Origin of the sequence: Nitrospira defluvii (assembly GCF_905220995.1) — a bacterium.
In the GTDB taxonomy this organism is placed as follows: Bacteria; Nitrospirota; Nitrospiria; order Nitrospirales; family Nitrospiraceae; genus Nitrospira_A; species Nitrospira_A defluvii_C.
This window is the reverse complement of the sequence record NZ_CAJNBJ010000008.1, coordinates 39,351-61,011: the sequence shown is the minus strand read 5'-3', so window position 1 is coordinate 61,011 and position 21,661 is coordinate 39,351. Positions and strand designations below refer to the sequence as shown.

Here is a 21,661-nt window from a genome sequence, read left to right as displayed (position 1 = left end):
CTACTCCTCCCCCTCCTCCGCCTCACACTTGGTGGAGGAGATTCCATATCGCTTGCACTTATCCCAGAGCGCCTTTCTAGAGAGCCCGAGTAGCGCAGCGGCACTCGTTCGACTCCCATCCACCTGCTGTAACACGGCAAGAATGTAATCCCGCTCAAAGGCCTCCCGCGCAGCGGCCAGTGTCGCGAGTGTCGTCATTTCGACCTTTTCGGACTTCTCAACCAATCCTTCGGTGCAAAACCCGCATGTGGGTTGAGGTGCGCCCCCAAGAAAAGGACAGGTTTGGAAGCCACAGAGATCCCAAGGCTGGAGGGGTTCTCCATTTCGTCCCGAGGCGACAGCACGATCGACCATCCGCTTCAATTCCTGAACGTTGCCTGGGAACGAGTACCGCATCAGCAAATCCCGACTCGACTGCGAAAATCCTTTGAGCGACTTATGGAGCGTCGTCGCGCTCGTCTCCAGGAGATGCTCGGCAATGACAAGCACGTCGTCCCGGCGCTCCCGTAAGGGCGGCACGACGAGTTGGACAGTCGTCAGATAGTCACCGAGATCCGGCAGAAATCGCCCCTGAGCCACAGCCTCTCTCAAGTCCTGTTGCGACGCACAGAGGATACGCACATCGATCTCCAACGGTTCTCGTCCGCCGAGACGCACACACTTTCGCTCCTGCAGCACTTGCCATACCTGTTTCTGGGCATGAGGGGACAGCGCGTCGATATCGTCCAACAGCAGCGTGCCTTTGTGTGCCAGTTCGAACCGACCTCGCCGCTGGCGTAGCGCACCGGGAAACGCCCCCTTTTCATGCCCGAACAGTTCCGCTTCCAACAGCCTCTCAGGAAGGTCCCCGCACCCTATCTTGATCAGCGGCTGATCTCGCCGCGGACTGTTCAAATGGATGGTATGCGCCACCAATTCCTTCCCCGTTCCACGCTCCCCGACGATGGACACAGAAGACTCGGTTGCCGCCACCACCTTCAGGCGCTCCAACAAGGCCCGCATGTGCTGATGGCAACCATGGATGCCGCCGAAGCTGAATCGATCTTCCAACACTTCCTTCAGCTCAAGGTTTTCCCGGCGCAGCCCGATGATTTTTCCGACCCGTTCGACGATCAGCAGCAACTCATCCATCTGAAAAGGCTTGGTGATGTAATCATAGGCCCCAAGCTTGATGGCACCGACCGCCGTATCGACCGACGCATGCGCCGTGATCAAAATGACCTCCGTCGTCGCGCTCCGTTCCTTACAGACCTTGAGGATTGTCAGCCCGTCGGCGCCGGGGAGACGCAAGTCCGTGATTACCACATCAAACTGACGCGTACCGAGTATCGTCACCCCCTCAGTCCCGGTTGCCGCTGCCGCGACCTCACACCCCACCCCCTCCAAGGCATCGAGCATGGACAGTCGCATCAACGGTTCGTCATCGACAATGAGCACCCTGAGCCCTTTCACGAGAACCTCCCAATGGCATAACGTTCGGTTGACAGCGGAATTGAGACCGTAAACGTGGTCCCCTTCCCGACTTCGCTCTCAACCATAATCCGGCCCCCGTGGCGCTCCACGATGCCCAAACTGACGGAAAGCCCGAGCCCGGTCCCCTCGCCCTCGTTCTTCGTGGTAAAGAAGGGGTCGAAGATCCGCGGCAAGACGGACGAAGAAATGCCGCACCCGGAATCCCGAACGCGAACCAGACAGTGGGCTTCCTCCACGATCGTGCTGATCGTCAGTACTCCGCCGTTACGCATGGCCTGAATCGCATTCAGCACGAGATTCATCAACACCTGCTCCATCATATGCCGGTCAATCATGATCTCTGGCATATCGGGGGCTAAATCCGTTACAAGATGCACGCGATGGGGCACGAACAGATGGTCCGTCAGCAACAACACGCGATTGACGACCTGATTGATGTCGGCCAGGGCCAGCTCCGGATTGTGCTGCTGAGAAAAGTCCAGGAGCTGGCGCACAATCCGCTGAACCCGGCGCAACCCATCCTCCATCGACGCCAGGTACTCTTCCTGGCGCACCGGAGAGAGCGTCCCCTTGCGCATGTTGTAGAGGCAATTCAGGATACCACCCAAGGGATTGTTAATCTCATGCGCCACCCCCGCAGCCAGCTTTCCGACCGAGGCTAGTTTCTCAGAGTTCCTGATCTGCTGCTCCAGCTTCTTCGTCTCCGTCATGTCACGGGCGATCCCCAGCACGCCCAAGATCTCCCCCTCCACGCCGTGGAGCGGCGACACACTGACCATCACTGAGCGAGGCTCGCCCGATTTGGTCAACACCTCCACCTCGTAGACCTGCTTGACGCCGATATCCAATGTCGACTTCAGACGGCGCCCGCGATGCCGCTTCGAGAGCAATGCCAGATAGGGCCGCCCGAGAAGATCCTCTTTCGCATATCCCCATGAGAGGATCTTGCTGTTCACATAGGTGAAACACTGCTCGCTATCAAGAGTGTAGATCACATCATTGGCATTCTCGAGCAGGTTTTCTAGGTACTGCTTGGTCTCTTCAATCTCTCGCGTACGCTCACTGACCTTGGCTTCCAGCTCCTGCTGGTAGGTGTGCATTTGCCGTTCAAGACGTTTGCGGTCGGTGATGTCACGCAGCTGGACCATCACCCAGGTGTGGTCGCTGCCCCGAACCAGAATCAGGTCCATTTCGACCGGCGTCTCCTTGCCGGCGGCATCCCGCACGGTGACTTCCTGCGTCGGCACCTGGCGCTCGCCGGCATGAATCTTCGCGAGCAGCGCCCGCATATCATCATGATAACGAGGGAGCACCACATCCAACACGCTACGCCCCACCACCTGTTGCTCGGAATAGCCCAACGCCTGCTCTTCACGCTTATTGACGGCTACGATGACGCCATCATCTCCCACCATAAAGACGGAGTCTGCCACCAAATCGAACAGCGCTTTATACCGCTCCTGTGACGCCACCAACTGCTGGGTCCGCTCATTGACCGCCTGTTCGAGCCGCGTCGTATACCGATGCACCTGCTCCTCCAGCAGGCGTCGTTCCGTCACGTCGCGCACAAACGCCCGGGAATGAACGAGCCCTCCGCCGCTCTCGAACAACGCGGTCGCATGGATCTCGACATCGATCGGACGGCCGTCGGCCGCCACAAACACGGTCTCAATCGTACTACGCCCCTGTGAGACCAACCGCTCGAGATAAGCCAACACCTCCGTCTCACGACCTTTGGGCACGAGATCCCACAGACGCATCTGGAGCATTTCCTCCAGCGTATACCCGAGTTTGTCCAGCCCGGTTTGATTGACATGCACGAACCGGCCGGCCTTGTTCAGCTGATAGATCATCTCGGGCGAATGCTCGATCAAGTCACGGTAGCGTGCCTCGAGGCGACGCACGTCTTCCATACGCTGTTCGATCTGCTCGAACGACACACGCAGATTGTGCGCCATCTTATTGAACGCCTCAGCAAGCTGTTCGATTTCGTCGCCGGTCTTCAGTTCCAACTGCTGATCCAATCGCCCGCTCCCGATTCGTTGGACACCCTCATGCAACAGGCCGATCGGGCGGGCGATTCTTCGCGCAGCGGTCAAGCCTGTGAGCAACAGCACCGCAAAAACGCCAAGCCCATACACCGTCACCTGCACGACGAGCCGTTCGAGCGGGGCATAGGATTCGGCCGGGTCCTGGCGGACGAAGGTCACCCAGCCTTTGCCGCCCAGACTCTCCGGCGTCAAATCCCCGCCGAGGCGAACCGGCGCGAATCCCACGATAGAATTCTCCCCGCCATGCGAATCATTCGCCACCGTCGTCCATCCGGCCGCATGTCCGTTGATCGCGCTCACCAATTCCGGTTTCACCACATGCTCTTCGGGCGACAGGATCGGACACACGAGCGGAACCCCGTCCGAGCTCAACAACATGGCATGCCCCGTCTTCCCCACCGTGGCCTCGGACACGGAATGGAACAGTGTCTCCCGACGCAAGAGAATCGTGACGGCGCCGATCGTCGTATGCTGCTCATCATCGATGATCGGAGCGGACACGTTGACCACATGGGTTCCGAAGGCCGGATCGAAAAAGATGTCGCTGACGAACACCTTCCCCGTACTCCGCTTCATGACGGCCTGCCACCAAGCCGTTTTCCCGTGGTAGTACTCGACTTGGGGTATAGAACTGACGACCAACGCACCTCGATTGTCCGTCACAAAAATGCCGACGTAATCGGATTTGCGGATGTCATGCCACCGAATCAGATAGTTGGTCACAATGCGGTTGATGAACAGCGGAAACTCGCTTTGCTTATCCCGCTGACGCCACCGCTGCTGCCAGGCCTTGATCATGGACTGGACGGTTTTTTCGTCCTTGTCGGCATAGGTGCGATTAGATTCGCTCACAGAGGTACGGAGGAATGGCGTGGCAGCGAGTTGTTGCGCTTCATTAATGCCGCGCGTGACTTGCATCTCGATCCGCCGGGCGGCCTCGACCGCCACTTCCTTGAAGTTGGCGCCGATGGTTTCACGCAACGCCCGGCGTTCTTCGATGTAGGTCAGGACGAGAGACAGGCCTAACGGCAGGAGACCGACCATCACGATGGCGGTGATGATCTTTCGCTGGAGACTGTGTGACCGGCTCCAGAGGAGCATGCGTGCGGCGACTCCGGCTAACGGCCCTCACACAACAGGAGGCAGGACCCCAGGCCCGGCTCAAAAGAGCCGGGACCTAGCGACGCTTCAGGAGGCTCCCGGCGCTACCGGGCCAGAGCAGCAGCAACGGGCTTGCTACGAAGACGGAGGAATAGGTGCCGAATATGACGCCTCCGAGCAGGGCCAACGAAAAATCATGCAACACTTCAGCCCCCGCCAAGACCAGTGGAATGAGCACGATCACGACGGTGAGACTGGTCACGATGGTTCGACTCAGGACCTGATTAATGGCCGCATTGATGATCGTTGCCTCGTCCTCGCGGCGACGGGCGCGAAGATTCTCGCGGATCCGGTCAAATACGACAACGGTATCCGTCAACGAGTACCCCGCCAACGTCAGCAACGCCGTGACAACCAACAACGTAATCTCTTTATCCAACACGTAGAACACGCCCAACACCGCCAGCACATCGTGAAACGTCGCCAAGGCGGCCGCCACCCCGAATCGCAGCTCGAACCTGACCGCGATGTACAACACGATTCCGACGAAGGAGATCAACACCGCAATCATGGCATCTTCTTGCAGCTTTTTCCCGATCGTCGGACCGATCTCCATGCTGGAATCCACGACGAACTTGTTTCCGGGAAACTCCTTGCTGAACACGGCCATGACCCGCTCCGCGACCTTCTCCTCGATGGTCGTCGACGCTTTCACGCGAATGAGCAACTTGTTGTCCTGCGTGAATTCCTGCAATTCGGCAGAGCCCAACCCGTTGTGTTCCAGTGCGCGTCGCGCTTCATCGATCCTGATCGATTGATCGAACTTGAGCTGGACCGCCGTCCCACCCGCAAAATCGATTCCCAGATTTGCCGCTCCACGCCCAATTTGAAGCACTGCGATGAGCCCCAGAAAGGCGAGGATGCCGGAGATGGCAAACGAGATGGTACGCTTCCCCATAAAATCGATATTCGTCTTTCCCAAAACCTCGAACATGCCGACTCCCTCCTAGCAGAATGCCGACCATGTTATCCAGCGCGATCTCTGTCCCTCCCAGAGGCTGCCGGCATCCACAAGATATGTCTCGTTGGACGGACATGTCGAACATTCTGTGACTGCGATTGCTATACCTATCCACCAGAGCAGTGTCCCGGCGACCATCCGGAATCGGAGCACCATGGTCCCACTAGATACTGAGCTGCTCAATTTTCTTGCGCTGATTAAACAGATCGAAAATCACCTTCGTCCCGACCAACGCCGTAAAGAGATTGATCGCGATGCCGAGGCACAAGGTCACAGCGAAGCCCTTAATCGGCCCGGTACCGAAAAGAAACAGCGCAAAGCCGGTGATCAACGTGGTCACGTGGGAATCGACAATCGTCAACAAGGCCTTGTCATACCCCGCATCAATCGCGACCCGAACCGCCTTTCCTTGCCGAAGCTCCTCACGAATACGTTCAAAAATCAGCACGTTGGAATCGACGCCCATGCCGATCGTCAGAATGATGCCGGCGATACCAGGCAAGGTCAGCGTCGCATTCAGCGCCGCCAAGGACCCGATGAGACAGATGAGGTTCAGCACCAGCGCGAAATTCGCAATCACCCCCGACAACCGGTAATAGAGGGCCATGAAGACGATCACAAGGAGGCCCGCGAAGAGCGTTGCCTTGATGCCCTTTTCGATTGAATCCTGCCCCAGAGAAGGGCCGACGGTGAGATCCTGAATGATCTTCAGCGGCGCAGGCAACGCACCGGCCCGGAGCACGATCGACAGATTGTTCGCCTCCTCCATCGAAAAGGTTCCGGTAATCTGGGCTCGACCGCCGCTGATACGCTCCTGAATGACCGGCGCCGAGTAGATGGTATTGTCGAGCACGATCGCCATGCGCTTCTTGACGTTCTCGCCCGTGATCCGATCGAACTCCCGGGCGCCTTTCGCATCAAAGGTCACGGACACATAGGGCTCATTGAACTGTCCGATCGAAACCCGCGCATCGCTCAACACGTCGCCGGCCAGCATGACCCGTTTCTTCACCAGATAGGGAGCCAGCCATTCTTGCCCGCTCTCTTTTTCAACGATTCGCTCAAAGAGGATCTGATCGCCTTCCGGAACCTTACCCTCTACTTGCTTCAGAAACGCCTCTTCTCGCTCCTTCCCTTTCTGTACGCGGCCCGGCAGATCCAATTTGAGCTGATTGTCGTCATCCAACAGCTTGAATTCGAGCAATGCGGTTTGCTTGATCAGATCCTTGGCCAACTTGGCATCCTTGATTCCAGGTAGCTGCACGACGACCTGCTTCAACCCCTGCCGTTGAATCAAGGGTTCCGCCACACCGAACTGGTCGATGCGATTACGGATCGTTTCCAACGCCTGATTGATCGCGGAATCCTTGATCCGCTTGATCTCCGCCTCACGCAAGCCCCACACCACCGTATTGGTCGAACCGGCCGACTCAACTTCCACATACGTCGGGAAGTCGTCCAACAGTTTCTGTACTTGGGCCTTCAATTCGGCATTTTGAAACCCGATCGTGATCTGCGACGAACCGGTCCGCTTCACCGATTCTGCAGGAATCTTCTTCTCCACGAGCAGATCCTGAAGCCCCGCGGCCGTCCGTTCCACGGCAATTTCAACCGCCCGATCCTCTTCCACTTCGAGCACGAGGTGAATGCCGCCTTGCAGGTCCAACCCCAGGGTAATGCCCTTGTCCGGCAGCACTTCACGAATCCACCGCGGCAATTCCTTGTACAGCGGTTGGTAGGAGGGCAAGAAAAAGATGATCGACACGACCACCAGCGTCACCAAAGCCAACAACCGTCCACCGACTTTTTTCATACGTCCGCCAATCCTTCCCGTCTCATTCGCATGTGTCAATCCTCTTCGTCACCGCGCAACCGAGCAATGTGTTCCTTTTGGATTTTGATTTTGGTCGTGTCCGCGATTTGCAGCGTCACGGTCTCTTTCCCCATGTTGGTGATGGTACCCCAGATGCCCGAGGCCGTGACCACCTTGTCGCCTTTCTTCAGAGCGGCGAGCATCGCGTCCGCCTGCTTTCGACGTTTCTGCTGCGGCAGAATCAGCATGAAGTAAAAAATGACGAAAATGAGGACGAATGGAACCAGCGACAAGAGGCCGCCACCCGTGCCTGCACTCCCCGATGTCCCCTGCGCCCAAGCTACAGAATCCCACATACCCTGCCTCGCCTGCTCTGCCGTTAAGACACGTTCGTATTCTGGAGATCCGACCCACTTTCACCGCCAGGCCGGTCCACGACATAAGTCCGATGAAATTCGCGACGAAATTCTTGAAAGGTTCCACCCCGCACGGCGCTGCGGATCTCCTCCATCAGCTTCGCAAAAAACCACAAATTATGAATCGTGTTCAGACGAGCCCCCAACATTTCTTTGATTCCAAATAAATGATGGAGGTAGGCCCGTGTGTATCGCGTGCAGACGGGGCAGCCGCAGGCCGGATCAATCGGTTGCTCATCCCGGGCGTACCGGGCCTGCTTAATCACGACCCGCCCGAAGGAGGTAAAAAGCCAGCCCGTGCGGCCGTGACGCGAGGGAACGACACAGTCGAACATATCAATCCCGCGCGCCACCCCTTCCACCAAATCCTCCGGCATCCCGACGCCCATCAGGTACCGTGGTTTATGGGTGGGCAGCTCCGGCACCGTCACATCCAGCATGGCATACATGTCGGCCTTGTCCTCCCCCACCGACAAGCCGCCGACGGCATACCCATCAAACCCGACCGACACTAAATCGCGTGCCGACCCCACTCGTAGACATCGATCCAATCCGCCCTGAACGATCCCGAACAGTGATTGATCGGTCCGGCGTTTTGCAGCCACACAGCGACGCGCCCAGAGCGAAGTCCGCTTGGAGGCGTCACGCACTTGGTCCAGCGACGAGGGCAAGGCAACAACATGATCGAACGCCATGATGATGTCCGCCCCCAACGCTTCCTGAATCTCAATCGACGTTTCCGGGCTGATAAACCGGGAAGACCCGTCGATGTGAGATTGAAAGATCACGCCTTCATCCGTCACCTTGCAAAACTTGGCCAAACTAAACACTTGAAAACCGCCGCTATCGGTCAGGATCGAACCTGGCCAGGCCGTAAAGCGGTGCACGCCTCCCAGTTCCTCGACGATTTTGTGCCCAGGACGCAGGTAGAGATGATAGGCATTGTTCAAGATGAGCCCGTAACCCATCTTGAGCAGCTCCTCACCATCCACACTTCGCACGTTCCCCAATGATCCCACCGGCATGAAGGCAGGCGTCGCGACTTCACTGCGTGCCGTGGTGAGAACCCCAACCCGAGCCCTTCCGCCTGCCTCTTCATGGGTAATTCGAAACGACAGCATGTGATCGGCAGTCCTACATCTGCTCCGGGGCTGACACACCCAGCACGTTCAACCCATTTCGGACCACCTGCTGCACCGCCCACATCAGCGCCAGCCGAGCCCCGGTCACACCAGGCGGGATCGAATCCGTCCCCCGATTTGGACGAGGCGCCGAGTCCGGCAAGATTGCCGTAGATGTCTCACTGTCGGGAGCCGGAGGAAGAATCCGATGTTTGTTATAAAAGGGATGCACCATGCCAGCCAGCTCGCGAAGATAGTAGGCCATACGATGCGGTTCCAGCTCCACGGCGCTGGCCTCCATCACCACTGGAAAAGTGGATAACTTTCGAATGAGTGCAAGTTCGTCCGGATCTTCCAACAGACTCAGCGTCGACTGACTCGGACGAGGACACTCAATGCCACGCGAAGCGGCCACGCGCAGCAGACTCGCGATCCTCGCATGCGCATATTGGACATAGTACACTGGATTTTCCTGGGACTGCTGCTTGGCCAGCTCCAGATCAAAATCCAAATGGGTGCTGGAATCGCGCATGAGGAAAAAAAACTTGGCTGCGTCTGCCCCAACTTCATCCATAACCTCCCGAAGAGTGATGAATTCTCCGGCCCGTTTGGACATTTCCACCTTACGGCCGCCGCGCAAGAGATTGACCATTTGCACCAGGACGACACGAAGCCGTTCCTTCGGATGCCCATAGGCCTGCACCACCGCTTGCATGCGCGGAATGTAGCCATGGTGATCCGCCCCCCACACATCGACAAGGAGATCAAACCCTCGGCGTAGCTTGTCGCGATGATACGCAATGTCGGAAGCCAAATACGTATACTCACCTTCCTGCTTCCGAACAACACGATCTTTTTCGTCGCCAAACGCCGAGGAGCGAAACCATTGCGCGCCGTCTTGATCGAATAGGAGCCCTCTGGTCTTCAGCTCGGCAAGCACCTGTTCAACTGCACCGGACGACAATAACGAGGCCTCACTGAACCAGGACTCAAAGCTAATCCCAAATCGTTCCAAGTCCTGCCGAATCAGCGCCAGCAGCTCTCGATAGGCGAATTCCCTGCTTTGGCGTTCCGCGTCCTCAACGGGAAGCGACAAGAGGTCGGCCCCTCGTTCGGCCTTCACCCGTTCTGCAACTGCGCGAATATACTCACCTTGGTACCCATCCTCCGGAAACGAAACCGTTTGCCCACACAATTCCCGGTAGCGTGCCAGGACAGACACCCCGAGCAGTTTCATCTGTCGTCCCGCGTCATTGATGTAGTATTCACTCACCACATCATGACCGGTCGCCCTCAGCAGGCCGACCAGCGCCTGCCCCACCGCGGCACCTCGCCCATGGCCGACGTGCAAGGGGCCGGTCGGATTGGCGCTGACATATTCCACCAAGACCCGCCGCGTTCGCCCCAGCTGACTGTGCCCATACTGCCTACCCTGCGCTTCGATCTGATGCAGCACGTCCTTCCACAGCCCCGGCTGAACCGTCAGATTGAGAAATCCCGGCCGCGCAATTTCAGCCCGGACGAACAATGAATCTCGCTGCTCAATGTGATCGAGTATGATCTGCGCGATTTCAAATGGCGGTTTGCGTTCCAGGGCAGAGAGAGACATCGCAACGGTGCAGGAAACATCTCCCCATTCTGGCCGCTTTGGGGCCTCCAAATGCACCGGCGGCAATAACTCAAAATTGAGAAGGCCTTTTTGTTTGGCGGAGAGCAACGCTCCGGTCAGCGCCGCACTCACCTTATCCTGAACGATCCCTTGAGTCACAAAGATCCCTCTAAGTCTGCGTGGAAACAGAGAAAATTAAACAGGGACTCTAACACACCAGGACTGCAGAGACAAGATCAGGTGTTCTCAGAATGGGGGAGGACTCGCTCAATCAAATATGCACGAATGGCCTCGATAATGCGCTCTGGACTTATCTGCAGACAGGCGCGTTCCCCGCAAATTTCGACGTCATGCCAGGACGGGCAGGCGCAACGTAACCCCGTGAGAACGGTGATGTGCGAACCACGCGGCGCCCAGCGACGAGGATCCGTTGGCCCGAAACACGCAACCGTTGGAACGCCCAATGCAGCAGCAAGGTGTGTGATGCCTGAATCCTGGCCGATATAGAGGGCCGCTTGCGACAGCACTCCGGCGATCACAGAGACACTCTCACCGCGTACCACCGGCACCCCGTGGCTCAGCCGCGACAGCACCGAAGCAACGGCGTTCTGATCAGCGGGTCCTTCCAGGAGCAACGGAGCGGCACCAAACGCAACCAACCATCCAATAACCTGCGCAAGCCTCCATGGCTCGATACACTTGCTGACACTGCCACTCCCTGCGTGGACCACCACCAGCGGTGTGTCCCTTCGCACCTTGAGCGCTTGCAAGCTCTGCTGCCCCTGCCTCCTTATCCCCGATGGTAGAGCAAGACGTCGGCCGAGCTGCAGCTCGGCCCCTTCCAGCCCGAGTGCCTCACAATACCGATCCGCCTGATGCTCAGCTTGATAGTCGGCCGACAAAGCAGGTTGAAACTGAATCGACCGCACGCCAACGGCACGCAAAGTGCCGGCGACGATCCCCTCACGATCTGTCAGCCAACCGACTGCCACATCAGCATGCTCTAGCCAATCCCGGAACGGCCGGCTCAGGTATTCGCTTCCGGCGAATAACTCACCCAAGTATGCCGATTCAATTGGAAAGACCTGATTCACCTCTCCACAGTCGTGCAAGAGCATGCCCACCGCCCGCCCCCCAAGGAATGCCATCTCATGGTTTTGGAATCGCCGGCGGAGCGCCCGGATCGCAGGGCGGGCCAACAGCACATCTCCCAATGCTGCTGGATGAATCACCAGTACCTTCCGCCTACTACTCTCCAGCGGCTCCTGCTCCATCATCGGCCGTCAACTCGCGCTCTCTGCCGAGACCAGGTCATCGGGGGTATTAATGTTCCGGAATGACCGGAGTCTCGATCGGAAATGAAGCAAATCCGCTTCGGTTAAGACCCTGACCTTCAACTCCTTGCAGCGAAACAGCGACTGAATCTTGAGCTCCCCTCGCTCAACCATGCCTTGCAGAATCGGAACACAACGCTTCGAATACACTGCATGCATAGGATGAAACCGGCCCTCAAGGTGCCCAACAACCACATCGGCAGTAGGATCACAGGAAGACATGAAGCGGATGACATCCTGGTCCAGGAAAGGCATATCACAGGCTATGGCAAATACTCTTGCCCGCGTGGAAGCGATGAGTCCAGTCAGAAGTCCTCCGAGGCTCCCAGCATTCCTCACCACGTCATACACAACGGAACATCCCTGTACCCCAAGTCCCTCAATTGGTTCAGCAAGAACCACGAGTTTTTCGTCAAAAATCGTTCCCAGTAGCGCGAGAGACCTATCAAATACACTCACGCCGGCCACCTTGAGAAAACGCTTGTCTCGCCCCATTCTTCGACTCTGCCCACCAGCGATCAAGACACCGGTAACATCCTCGATGTTTGGACTACCCATCCGGTGGCCCTCCCCAAATTGGGCTTAAAACAACGAGGGGGTGAGTTTCCTCACCCCCTCGCCACTACGCACTTCTGGTCAGGTAATCCTAGAATACCTTACCCTTTTTCCGGTTAGCACGGCGGGTCAACATCCAACCCTCCAGGAACACCACGCCAACTGCGATCACCGCAGGATAGATGTAGACCTCCTGAGGGATCGGCGGCTGCAGAATCGTGTAATAGAAGGCGGAGACCGCCATCTTCCGACCCGCATCACCATTATGTCCATCCCAGGCAAAGAACACCATCGGTATATACTTACCGATATCAAATCTGGTGTATTCGTCATAATCATCTTTGCTCCCTTTGAGGGGACGGGAGATCATGACAGTCCACTGGCCATTCTTCCATTCAGACTTCAACAGCTTGACCTTCTCCTCGAAGTCATCACGCTCTTCGAAGTCCTGATCCCATCCAGTTCCCTTGAATGAACGCAAGGAGCCGTCTGCTTCCCACTTGAGGATGTCAGCGTTGAACTTCGCATCTCCCCACAAATAGCGTGGCTTGAATGGCGCTGGAATCTCCTGCCACTTTATCGGAAACTGGAACGCGATAGCATCGTTATAGACGGCATAATTGTTCTGAGCCGCAGCGATCGACCCTTCCTCTCCCGTCTTTGGAGCCTGCTCCTTCACGCCGAAATTCTCGACGTTCACCTGGGTCGGCGCCCATGGGAGCTTACCTTCCGCGATGCTCTTCGTGCGATCATCCCATTGGATCAAGTACACGACGCTCTTCTCGTTGTAGAGCGACTTCACCCAAATATCGTCGATACGATTCACAAAATTTCGTGGCTTGTGCGTAATTTGACCGCCCATCGCCACGTAACGCCGTGGTTGCTTCTTCCACATCTCGTTCTCTGGATCGTTCGAGATCTCCCCTTCGACGGCGGTAGAAGGCACGACGAAGTTGATCTTCGGCTTGTCGGTCAAAGGATCGATACCAAGAGGCTTTCCTTCCTCGTCACGCTCGCACAAGGAATTGACAAAATTTGCGATGTTCCAACGGTCCTCGATCGAGGTGCTATCGGCAAATGAGGGCATCGGGGTTCCGTTGACGCCGGTCGAGAATGTACGGAAAATATTCCTTACATTGTAGGGATCCTGACGGCTTCCGCGGAAATTCCAGCATTTATGCCAATTCGCTGGCTGGATGGAGAAGCCCCAGTCGTCTTTCAAATTGAAAGCATTTCCGTCACCACGGCCCTCGACTCCATGACACTCAATGCACTTCTTGTCAACGATAAGTTGAGCGCCCTTCTTGATGCTATCTTCCGTAGCTTCAGCAGGCTTGATCGTACCAAGCTGAAGGATCGTTTGCGTTTCAGACTGTTTGTCCGTAAATTTCCTGTCCTTAACCAACTGCGTCGTCACATATGACAGCACCTGAATGCGCTGCTCTTCAGTTAAGATGCCTTCCCATGGTGGCATCGCCGAACCTGGAAGACCGTGCGTCACTGTATCGAACAAATCGTTCTTCCCGCTGTCCGGAGTCTTTTCATTGTAATTAAACAGCGGCAATTCTCCACTCGCCGTGTGACGAATTTTGAAAGTACCCTGATTGAAGTTTCTTGGGCGCGGCCACAGCCGATCGGCACCAGGCCCATCACCTGCGCCGTCCACACCGTGACACCAGACACACTTAGTGAAGTAGACACGCTTGCCTGACTCGATCATTTCCGCCGGTGGGGCAGGAGCCAATTCTCCCTTGGCAAAACCCTCGGGAAGATCTGCGGCTTGACCAACCCCTGCCGCACTGGCGGAGAGGAGAAGGGCACCGAGGGCAACCCCGATAACCGGGGAAGCCTTTGCGTTCATTCGAAATTTTCTCATTGTTAACCTCACACCTGTTCTCCCAGGTTGTTTGTAAGATTCAGAATTAGTCCCATGTCCGAGGATAGTATCCCGTGTGCCAATACTCGAACAAGATCACCTTCCAGATTTCGTCAGTGGTTAGGTGCTGTTCCCATGGCGGCATAACAGAAGCCCAAGGGAATCCTTCATTCGGCAGACCAATTCCTCCCTTAGCGACGCGCCAGAAGATGAATGTTTCTTGTAACTGCGCAATCGTGCCTGGGTCAGTAAAGTTCGCAGGAATAGGATTGAACGCAAACGCGTGGAGTCCACGACCGTTCAAATTGTCACCATGGCAGAAGTGACAATTCTGGAAGAAAATCTCTCCCCCTTCGCGCACATACTTCAAATACCCTTCAGCCTTCTCATCCCAGGGATTCGCATTCGGTGCCATCAAACGCCCCATGCCCTGCTCCACGATCAGCTTGTTGCTGTAGGCCTGATCGTATTTCCCTTCGAGGTTTACACGATAGGGATTCTGCGAGGTTTGAAGCGTGTAGGTCTTGCCGTGGACCTTCGTGCTCGCTGGAGGGGCCGGATGCACCGTGCGCAACTCGATCGGCTCGTCCACACTTGGCTTCATCGTCAAGAATGAGAAGCCTCCGATTAAGATCGGCAAGAGAATCAGATACATCGTTCGAAGCGCTTTGTGGAATCCCGTATTAGCGTCCAACACGTTGAGAATGGGCTGCCGGAATTTCTTCCAATCTTCTTCGTTGGCCGAAACCCACATGAAGACAGCGACGAAAGAAACGACCCCATACATTGCGCGCACGCTAAAGGGGATCGGCGGATAAATACGGAACTTGAGATAGGTCTGGACAAAAGCCCAGAACAAAACGCCCTGCCAGAACCGCGGAATGGTCATTCCCATGGAATTGGCCAGGTAGCTCAGGCCGGTAAAGCCGGCGACGAACACCGCCAGCTCGCTCAGCACCTGCATGGGCATGTAGCCCTCAACGAGCCTGACGGTGTTCGATGGAACTACTCCGAAGATCATACCGATCAACATGAGCAGTCCAAGGACGCCAATCAGGGCCCCGACTGACATTAATGCTTTCATGTCCTCATCTCCCTTTCTTCCGCAATAGCAACCAGATTACTACTCTCCAATCCTAGGAGGCCTTGGGTGGTTCCTTTCCTTCCTGAACCTGCGAGAGGTAATCTACAAGCTTCTTTAGTGCTCCGGCGCTCAGTTTTTGCCCAAATACCTTTGGCATCGTGTTGTCAGGGAAACCCTTCACGACATAAGCGCTAGGCTCTACGATCGATTCCATGATGTAGTCGGGCACACTCTTGGCCTTACCTTTATAATCCTTATCCTTGATCCGCAGAGGAGCATTAGTCCCCTCGACCAGCTTAGGACCAATCGTTCCCGTTGCACCGGCGATTCCGGGAATAGTGTGGCAAGCCACGCACTGGCCCTTTGCAAAAATTTGATCGACTGGCTCCGTTCCATCAGCCATCAGGGCTGCTCCACCACCCCCAGCTGCCTTGTCACCTTCTGTCGGTGGCTTCGGGCGGTCGGACTCCGGAATAAACTTCTCATAAGATTTCACAATTTCGTCAAACCCAGGGGCTTCGCGTCCCTCTCGGACATACAGCCACGTATCGACGGCAGCCAATTCTGGGAGGCTCAGGGAAATTGGAGGCTTGTGAATGGCCGGCATTGGGCTTTCTTTATCATTCGTTCCCTTCACGCCAAAACCAGCCACGACAAAGCAGCTAGGGCAAGCGTGCGACTCAGCAATGTACTGAATCCCGTTTTCCGCCGTACCAGACCCTGCAAATGCTTCTTTCTGATTGCTGTCGCGAGCAGCTGGGTTACCCTTATGGTAGCGAGGGTCATTGATTTGCGTTTCCGCTCTCTCGGGGATTCCATCGAGGTTCGGGGCCCGCTCGCCAAGCATGCCTTTATGGAAGGCATGACAGAGAGGACATTGACCTTTGCCAATGGCTCCCTGGACCTTATTCTGACCGACACCGCCAAAGATGATTTTTTCACCTTCGTCAGCCAACTCGGTCTGGGGCATGTTACTAAAATCCTTCTTTTCTTCGATGGGAGGAAAACCACCTTCCACCTGAGGCAGCCAGTTTCCGTATCCAGACAAGGCCGCCGCGATGAAAAACATGAACCCTCCGATTTTCAGCAAGGCGCTGATATTCGTAAAGTAGAGGGCCATCATGAACGTCATGGAGGTGATCAAGACAAGAGAAACGGGCAGCAATCTCGATTCACCGAAAAAGTTCATCTTGTAGTTGGCAATGGCCATAAAGAGGAGCAATGCTCCCCAAAAACCAATGAATGTCTTGAAGACCGCTCGCTTGTTCGCAACTGGGTCCGAGATGGAGGCCTTAAAATAAAACATTAGGCCGACTAACAGGCCCAATGCTGGCCAGCCCATCGACAAGGCCGATTTAATGAGTTCAATCACAGCTCAAACCTCCTGCAGGAGGGGAAGGCTCCGGTTAGCCAAGCAACACGGAGGCCTTCCCTCATTGATTCATTTTCTGTGCTTTGATTAGTGACCAACTGCCGGCGCCGTAGCGCGGCCAGGGACAGCAGCCTTCGCCTCCACTGGCGCTTTTTTCGCGGCCAGGGCACCCAACCAAAACACAAACATGATGCTGATCCAAAAGAACAACACGTTCGCAGAAATCATGTTCGCCGCAAAGCCAACCGTGTGTGTGTAGGCCCATGGTGAATTATCACGCATGATTTCGTTGACGTGCCAGAAGAGCCTGACAGACGATCTGATATAGCCCATCAAACCCATCATCCACGTAAATGCCGTGGCAAGCATGATGAGCGCATACTGTGATCGAGCGGAGATCTTACCCCACTCAATCGGGCCCATTTGCTTGGCCCCCTTCATCATGACGCTGTTAAGCGCAAACATGAAGAAGAGACAGGACAGAGTCGTGGCCACCTGAGGCACAGACAGACCAACACGAACGTTCGCTGGAATGTAATAGCCATACACGGCCAACATGATAATGTTGAGGTAGGCGAAGAAGAAGAAACAGCCCATGAAGATATTGCCAAATTTTGCCCAAGATACCGTCGAGACCTTATTGCCACGCATGTACCATACGAAGCTTAAGACGGTCGTGGTAATGATCACGTTAATACCACCGTTCTTGGCCGACATAACACCATAGTTACCAAGCACGGGATGCTGCTGACCACCCATCGCCTTCAACTCCGCCGGAGTCATGACGATGGTATGCGGCGTAATGAACACGAGATAGCCGCAAGTCAGGAGGAAGACCAGGTACTTAATGTAGCGCTGATACTTTTCTGCACCACGCATACGCCCCAAGGCCTGCCAGAGGTAATAGTTGGTACTCAAAAACAGGATGCCGATCATGGTCGCCTGAATGATAAACAACCAGGCAAGCAGTCCACCCATCAACGTGATGCCCATCTGCTGCCGATACGCATACACCTCACGCATCAGCCAGTAGCCAGCGAATGGAAGGGGAATCAAAAACGCCACACCCAAAGCCATGGCAATGTAACCCATCCAGTCGTAATGAGCGCGCTCCTCATCGGTCTTGGCGGACAAGAAGCGGTAGGCCGCGTAAGCCGCAACGACACCACCTCCGAACGCCATGTTACCGAGAATGCGATGCAAGTTAAGGGGATTCCACAGCGCAGTGTGGATGACGTGCCAGATATTCCCGAGATAACGCCCCTGCTCATCAACACCAGCAGGAGACATCATGAAGCCGATCCAGGAATTGGCGAGGAACATCAGAATCGTACCAATGACGTTCAGGACCACCGACATGCTGAGGTGAATCCACTTCAGGAATCCCTCCTTCATCTTGTCCCAACCGTAATAGTAGATGTAAAGCGTTCCGCTCTCAGCCACGAACATCAACGCATAGATGTGCATGACCGGCCTGAAGATACCAGAGAGGTATTGGAAAAAGGCCGGATAGAGAGTCAAGAAGGTGAAGATCAAAATTCCGCCCAGGATGGCGGTCAACGAATAGGCCGTCAGGCTGATTTTGATAAAGTCATAGGCCAGCTGATCATACCGCTTAGCCATAGCCTTATCTTTCGTCACCACGCCCATGAATTCGATGACCATACAGAAGATCGGCACGGCCAACACGAAGCTACCGTAATACAAATGCTGCTGGTTGGCGAACCACAGCAAGACGCGACTTTCAAAATTGTATCGCGGGTAATCCTTCTCACCGTCAGTTGTCTTGGGGGCCGGAGGCCCCGAGACAATACCTTCCGTTTTGTAATAGACGTCCTTGCCCTTCTCAATCTTTGCTTCACCGCCCTCTTTCTTGGCATCAGCGGCCGGAGCGCCACCGTCACCGGCAAGGGCAGGGATCGCAACCAGGATGGGCATGAGGAGGAGGCCGATCATCGCGCACAGCGCCATGATCGACATCAACTTCGTGCGGGTTACAGAGCCCATGGGTTACCTCCTTGATACATCTCGTATGTGAACAACAAAATCAAAACCTTATCTCCCCAATTACTTCCGAAGGAGATACCAAAAGTCCAACCCTTGCGCATCCATCAAAAAGTGATCAACAGCCGCAAAAAACGAGACGCAGATCAAGATCGAGACGACGAAATACACAATTGTTTGGCCCATCTCAAACCCCCTTCAACTTAGTAAACGTTTCCCATGGCCAGGATCAGCACGGGCACTGAATCCCTCCGAACCAATAAAAAAACCAGAGACTCACTGCCAGGGTGATGTAGAAAATCATTTTTCCGATCTTAATTGAGATGTCGTCCTGAGCAGCTTCCATCTTGATTCCCCCAACGGTTTAAGTACGTATTTTAAATTGACACACCAACTATGCTGTGTTAATCAAAATCCCTCACCCACCTGATTTTTAAAGGGATTTTTATGGCGAAAAACTCAAAAGTGTTCGACATTATAGTTTTGGCTGGAATGGTTGTCAATATCATTTTGGCCGTGTTTCTGATCCTCTACTACTTTGATTTTCTATGATTTTCTCACCCTTCCCGCCCTCAGACATACGGCCCTTCCCCACGCTGGATTGAGCACAACGAAACCCAATCGTTTCGTCACGAAAGTCCGCCATCATTTTACTGCGAGCGGTGATACGCAAGTCTGATCCTGAACTCGTGTATCCCGCTCCCCTCAATACTTTGTACGTTCCATATTCAGGACTTTCAGGGTTCCGGTCAGAAGCCGCGGCATAGGCTCCTTCGAGATACCAATCCTCCACCCACTCCATCACGTTCCCAGCCCCATCCATCACGCCATAAGGACTGACATCGCTTCGCACTCGCCCCACCGGAGCCGCCACATCAAACCCATCGTCAACACGAGCCCAGTTCGCACCGCCAGGCATTTCTACGTTGCCCCACGGCCACAGACGACCGTCGGTGCCACGCATGGCCTTTTCCCATTCAGCCTCGGTCGGCAAGCGCCGCCCTCGCCAGGTGCAGTAGGCTTTAGCATCCTCCCAGGAGACATACACCGCCGGCTGGTTCACCCCACGCATACGCCCAGGATTCTTGGCATACCGCGAGGGAGGCCCAGATTTTCGATGGCCCGTCGCCTTCACGAAGGCCGCATATTGCGCATTGGTTACTTCATAGCGATCGATGAGGAACTCATCGAGATAGATCTGCCGCTCCGGCTGCTCATCGAACCCGCCCTGATTCGTCCCTCGAATGAAGGGCCCCGCAGGGATGACGACCAATTCTTCCGGCAGGGGCTCTTCGGGCGATGCCTCTGAAGCGGTGCCAGACACTGCCTCTTCAGAATGCGTTGATGCCGCCTCAAATGGAGTGGAAATCGTTCCGCGAAGAATGGCGATAATAGGCAGACTCGCGGCAAAGAGCACCGCGAAGAGGAAAACCACTTTAAAGCGCGTTTCCAGCATGCCGTGATCGACTACTTCACCACCGTGTCGACATCGACATCTTTCGCACAACGAAATCCAACCGTGATGTCATGCCGCCACGGTCTCGCCTGGAATCGCTTGGAAGATCGCACATTTCGTTTTGTTTCTCTCCAGGAACCACCGCGAATGATTCGCTGCTCACCCTGGTCTGGCCCCTTGGGATCTCGGTAGGGCGAGGCTCGATAAAAGTTTTCATCGTACACATCCGCTACCCATTCACCGACATTTCCCGTCATGTCGTAAATTCCATAGGGGCTGCGCCCCGATTCGAAGGAACCGGGAGGGGCGAGGTAGCGAAACCCGTCTTCGGTGCCGTCGATGTTCGCGTATCCGGAGACAAACTCATCGCCCCAAGCATAACGACGCTTCCCCTCTCCACGGGCGGCTTTTTCCCACTCCGCCTCAGTCGGCAAACGCTTTCCAGCCCATTTGCAAAAAGCCTCTGCGTCATCCCACGTCACTGCAATGGCAGGATAGTCAGGCTTCAGCAACTTGGCCGGATCGTCTTCAAAGACCTCAATTTTTCGCTTCACCCTTTTCGTCATTTTGAGAAAACGGTCGTACGCGTCCTGTGTCACTTCATGCTTATCAAGGAAGTAGGTCTTCAAATAGACTTGATGCTCAGGCTTTTCATCCGGGTCACTGTCATTATCACGGCTCCCCATGACGAACGGGCCTTCGGAGATTTGCACCATTTCCCGGCCATCATCCCCGATAAGGGTCTTGTACATCGAAAAATCCTGCGCGATGGGCGCGGCAACGGGCTTGGCTTCTGATGCAATAGAGAGGGCCAATTGGCGCATCTGCTTGGCCTTATAGGACTCGTAGACCAATCCTCCGATCATCAGAATGAACGACCCAAACACAAAGATAATCGACCCGATGAGCACACCCCGATTTTCCATCGCCTTACTCACGCCTCATGATTTGGTCACTGCCGAGTGAGCCGCGCCTGCGTCCTCACTTTCCTCAACCTGTGCGGCTTTTCTGGCCGCTCGCACATCCAGCAACATCGAAATCTGCACACCGAGAAAGCCCCCCATGGCTGCCCCGGCGCCTGCCCCAAATGAGACCTTTTCCAGCCCGGCGATCATCCACGCGAGGAGGCCGCCCAAGACTGTGCCGACCAAAATACTGGCCAGGAATCGGCGTCCGCCAAGAAAGCCGACCACGGCGCCAAGCAACACACCAACTCCGGAGGTTACTGGAATGGATGCCGCACCGAGAAAAGTACCGATCAGCGCCCCGACCGTGCCCATGACCACGATGCCGAAGGCCAGATCAAATAACATATTGGTTGAGGGTCGACTCATCTCCGCCACGCAATCCTCATAAACCCGAGCTCATAAGCAAT

General features: G+C 55.5%; 17 protein-coding genes. All 17 read right to left on the bottom strand.

Annotated features, from left to right (window positions below):
• The 17 genes from KJA79_RS11140 to KJA79_RS11065 all read right to left on the bottom strand — a co-directional run bounded on the left by KJA79_RS11140 (nt 1) and on the right by KJA79_RS11065 (nt 21,620).
• Nucleotides 1–1,452: a sigma-54-dependent transcriptional regulator gene (locus KJA79_RS11140; protein WP_213042122.1), complete on the bottom strand. Its 1,452-nt coding sequence runs from the start codon at nt 1,450–1,452 to the stop codon at nt 1–3.
• On the bottom strand, nt 1,449–4,625 hold the full coding sequence (locus tag KJA79_RS11135) for a PAS domain S-box protein (RefSeq protein ID WP_213042121.1): 3,177 nt from the start codon (nt 4,623–4,625) through the stop codon (nt 1,449–1,451). Before KJA79_RS11135 ends, KJA79_RS11140 begins: the two co-directional genes overlap by 4 nt.
• A gap of 76 nt (nt 4,626–4,701) precedes the next feature.
• Nucleotides 4,702–5,619: a protein translocase subunit SecF gene (secF, locus tag KJA79_RS11130; protein WP_213042120.1), complete on the bottom strand. Its 918-nt coding sequence runs from the start codon at nt 5,617–5,619 to the stop codon at nt 4,702–4,704.
• Nucleotides 5,620–5,809: 190 nt separating this feature from the next.
• Nucleotides 5,810–7,459 (bottom strand): protein translocase subunit SecD, encoded by a 1,650-nt coding sequence (secD, locus tag KJA79_RS11125; protein ID WP_213042119.1) that lies wholly within the window; start codon nt 7,457–7,459, stop codon nt 5,810–5,812.
• A 35-nt stretch (nt 7,460–7,494) separates the two neighbouring features.
• Complete coding sequence (yajC, locus tag KJA79_RS11120; protein WP_213042118.1) at nt 7,495–7,815, bottom strand: preprotein translocase subunit YajC; 321 nt, start codon at nt 7,813–7,815, stop codon at nt 7,495–7,497.
• 23 nt (nt 7,816–7,838) lie between these two features.
• On the bottom strand, nt 7,839–8,996 hold the full coding sequence (gene tgt, locus KJA79_RS11115) for a tRNA guanosine(34) transglycosylase Tgt (RefSeq protein WP_213042117.1): 1,158 nt from the start codon (nt 8,994–8,996) through the stop codon (nt 7,839–7,841).
• Nucleotides 8,997–9,009: 13 nt separating this feature from the next.
• Nucleotides 9,010–10,764 carry an arginine--tRNA ligase gene (gene argS / locus KJA79_RS11110; RefSeq protein WP_213042116.1) on the bottom strand — a complete coding sequence of 585 codons (1,755 nt, stop codon included), beginning with the start codon at nt 10,762–10,764 and terminating at the stop codon, nt 9,010–9,012.
• A 77-nt stretch (nt 10,765–10,841) separates the two neighbouring features.
• On the bottom strand, nt 10,842–11,882 hold the full coding sequence (locus tag KJA79_RS11105) for a glycosyltransferase family 9 protein (protein ID WP_213042115.1): 1,041 nt from the start codon (nt 11,880–11,882) through the stop codon (nt 10,842–10,844).
• A 6-nt stretch (nt 11,883–11,888) separates the two neighbouring features.
• On the bottom strand, nt 11,889–12,497 hold the full coding sequence (locus KJA79_RS23325) for a molybdenum cofactor guanylyltransferase (protein WP_213042114.1): 609 nt from the start codon (nt 12,495–12,497) through the stop codon (nt 11,889–11,891).
• An 88-nt stretch (nt 12,498–12,585) separates the two neighbouring features.
• A complete protein-coding gene (locus tag KJA79_RS11095) occupies nt 12,586–14,355 on the bottom strand; it encodes a c-type cytochrome (RefSeq protein WP_246507596.1) in 1,770 nt (589 codons plus the stop codon).
• Nucleotides 14,356–14,416: 61 nt separating this feature from the next.
• Complete coding sequence (locus tag KJA79_RS11090; protein ID WP_213042112.1) at nt 14,417–15,454, bottom strand: c-type cytochrome; 1,038 nt, start codon at nt 15,452–15,454, stop codon at nt 14,417–14,419.
• A gap of 52 nt (nt 15,455–15,506) precedes the next feature.
• Nucleotides 15,507–16,826, bottom strand: a complete 1,320-nt coding sequence (locus KJA79_RS11085) for a cytochrome c family protein (protein WP_213042111.1) — start codon at nt 16,824–16,826, stop codon at nt 15,507–15,509.
• Nucleotides 16,827–16,913: 87 nt separating this feature from the next.
• Nucleotides 16,914–18,833: a cytochrome ubiquinol oxidase subunit I gene (locus KJA79_RS11080; RefSeq protein ID WP_213042110.1), complete on the bottom strand. Its 1,920-nt coding sequence runs from the start codon at nt 18,831–18,833 to the stop codon at nt 16,914–16,916.
• A 60-nt stretch (nt 18,834–18,893) separates the two neighbouring features.
• Nucleotides 18,894–19,016, bottom strand: coding sequence for a hypothetical protein (locus tag KJA79_RS22980; RefSeq protein ID WP_281412680.1), 123 nt, complete (start codon nt 19,014–19,016; stop codon nt 18,894–18,896).
• A gap of 319 nt (nt 19,017–19,335) precedes the next feature.
• On the bottom strand, nt 19,336–20,286 hold the full coding sequence (locus KJA79_RS11075; RefSeq protein WP_213042109.1) for a formylglycine-generating enzyme family protein: 951 nt from the start codon (nt 20,284–20,286) through the stop codon (nt 19,336–19,338).
• Between the two features lie 11 nt (nt 20,287–20,297).
• A complete protein-coding gene (locus KJA79_RS11070) occupies nt 20,298–21,224 on the bottom strand; it encodes a formylglycine-generating enzyme family protein (protein ID WP_213042108.1) in 927 nt (308 codons plus the stop codon).
• A 3-nt stretch (nt 21,225–21,227) separates the two neighbouring features.
• Complete coding sequence (locus KJA79_RS11065; protein ID WP_213042107.1) at nt 21,228–21,620, bottom strand: hypothetical protein; 393 nt, start codon at nt 21,618–21,620, stop codon at nt 21,228–21,230.
• Nucleotides 21,621–21,661: the final 41 nt, after the last annotated feature.

Coding starts and splice junctions, on each gene's coding strand:
- KJA79_RS11095 (WP_246507596.1), bottom strand. CDS start 14,355: ATGAACGCAAAGGCTTCCCCGGTTATCGGGGTTGCCCTCGGTGCCCTT.
- tgt (WP_213042117.1), bottom strand. CDS start 8,996: ATGCTGTCGTTTCGAATTACCCATGAAGAGGCAGGCGGAAGGGCTCGG.
- yajC (WP_213042118.1), bottom strand. CDS start 7,815: ATGTGGGATTCTGTAGCTTGGGCGCAGGGGACATCGGGGAGTGCAGGC.
- KJA79_RS11075 (WP_213042109.1), bottom strand. CDS start 20,286: ATGCTGGAAACGCGCTTTAAAGTGGTTTTCCTCTTCGCGGTGCTCTTT.
- KJA79_RS22980 (WP_281412680.1), bottom strand. CDS start 19,016: ATGGGCCAAACAATTGTGTATTTCGTCGTCTCGATCTTGATCTGCGTC.
- secD (WP_213042119.1), bottom strand. CDS start 7,459: ATGAAAAAAGTCGGTGGACGGTTGTTGGCTTTGGTGACGCTGGTGGTC.
- KJA79_RS11080 (WP_213042110.1), bottom strand. CDS start 18,833: ATGGGCTCTGTAACCCGCACGAAGTTGATGTCGATCATGGCGCTGTGC.
- KJA79_RS11105 (WP_213042115.1), bottom strand. CDS start 11,882: ATGATGGAGCAGGAGCCGCTGGAGAGTAGTAGGCGGAAGGTACTGGTG.
- KJA79_RS23325 (WP_213042114.1), bottom strand. CDS start 12,497: ATGGGTAGTCCAAACATCGAGGATGTTACCGGTGTCTTGATCGCTGGT.
- KJA79_RS11065 (WP_213042107.1), bottom strand. CDS start 21,620: ATGAGTCGACCCTCAACCAATATGTTATTTGATCTGGCCTTCGGCATC.
- KJA79_RS11135 (WP_213042121.1), bottom strand. CDS start 4,625: ATGCTCCTCTGGAGCCGGTCACACAGTCTCCAGCGAAAGATCATCACC.
- secF (WP_213042120.1), bottom strand. CDS start 5,619: ATGTTCGAGGTTTTGGGAAAGACGAATATCGATTTTATGGGGAAGCGT.
- KJA79_RS11090 (WP_213042112.1), bottom strand. CDS start 15,454: ATGAAAGCATTAATGTCAGTCGGGGCCCTGATTGGCGTCCTTGGACTG.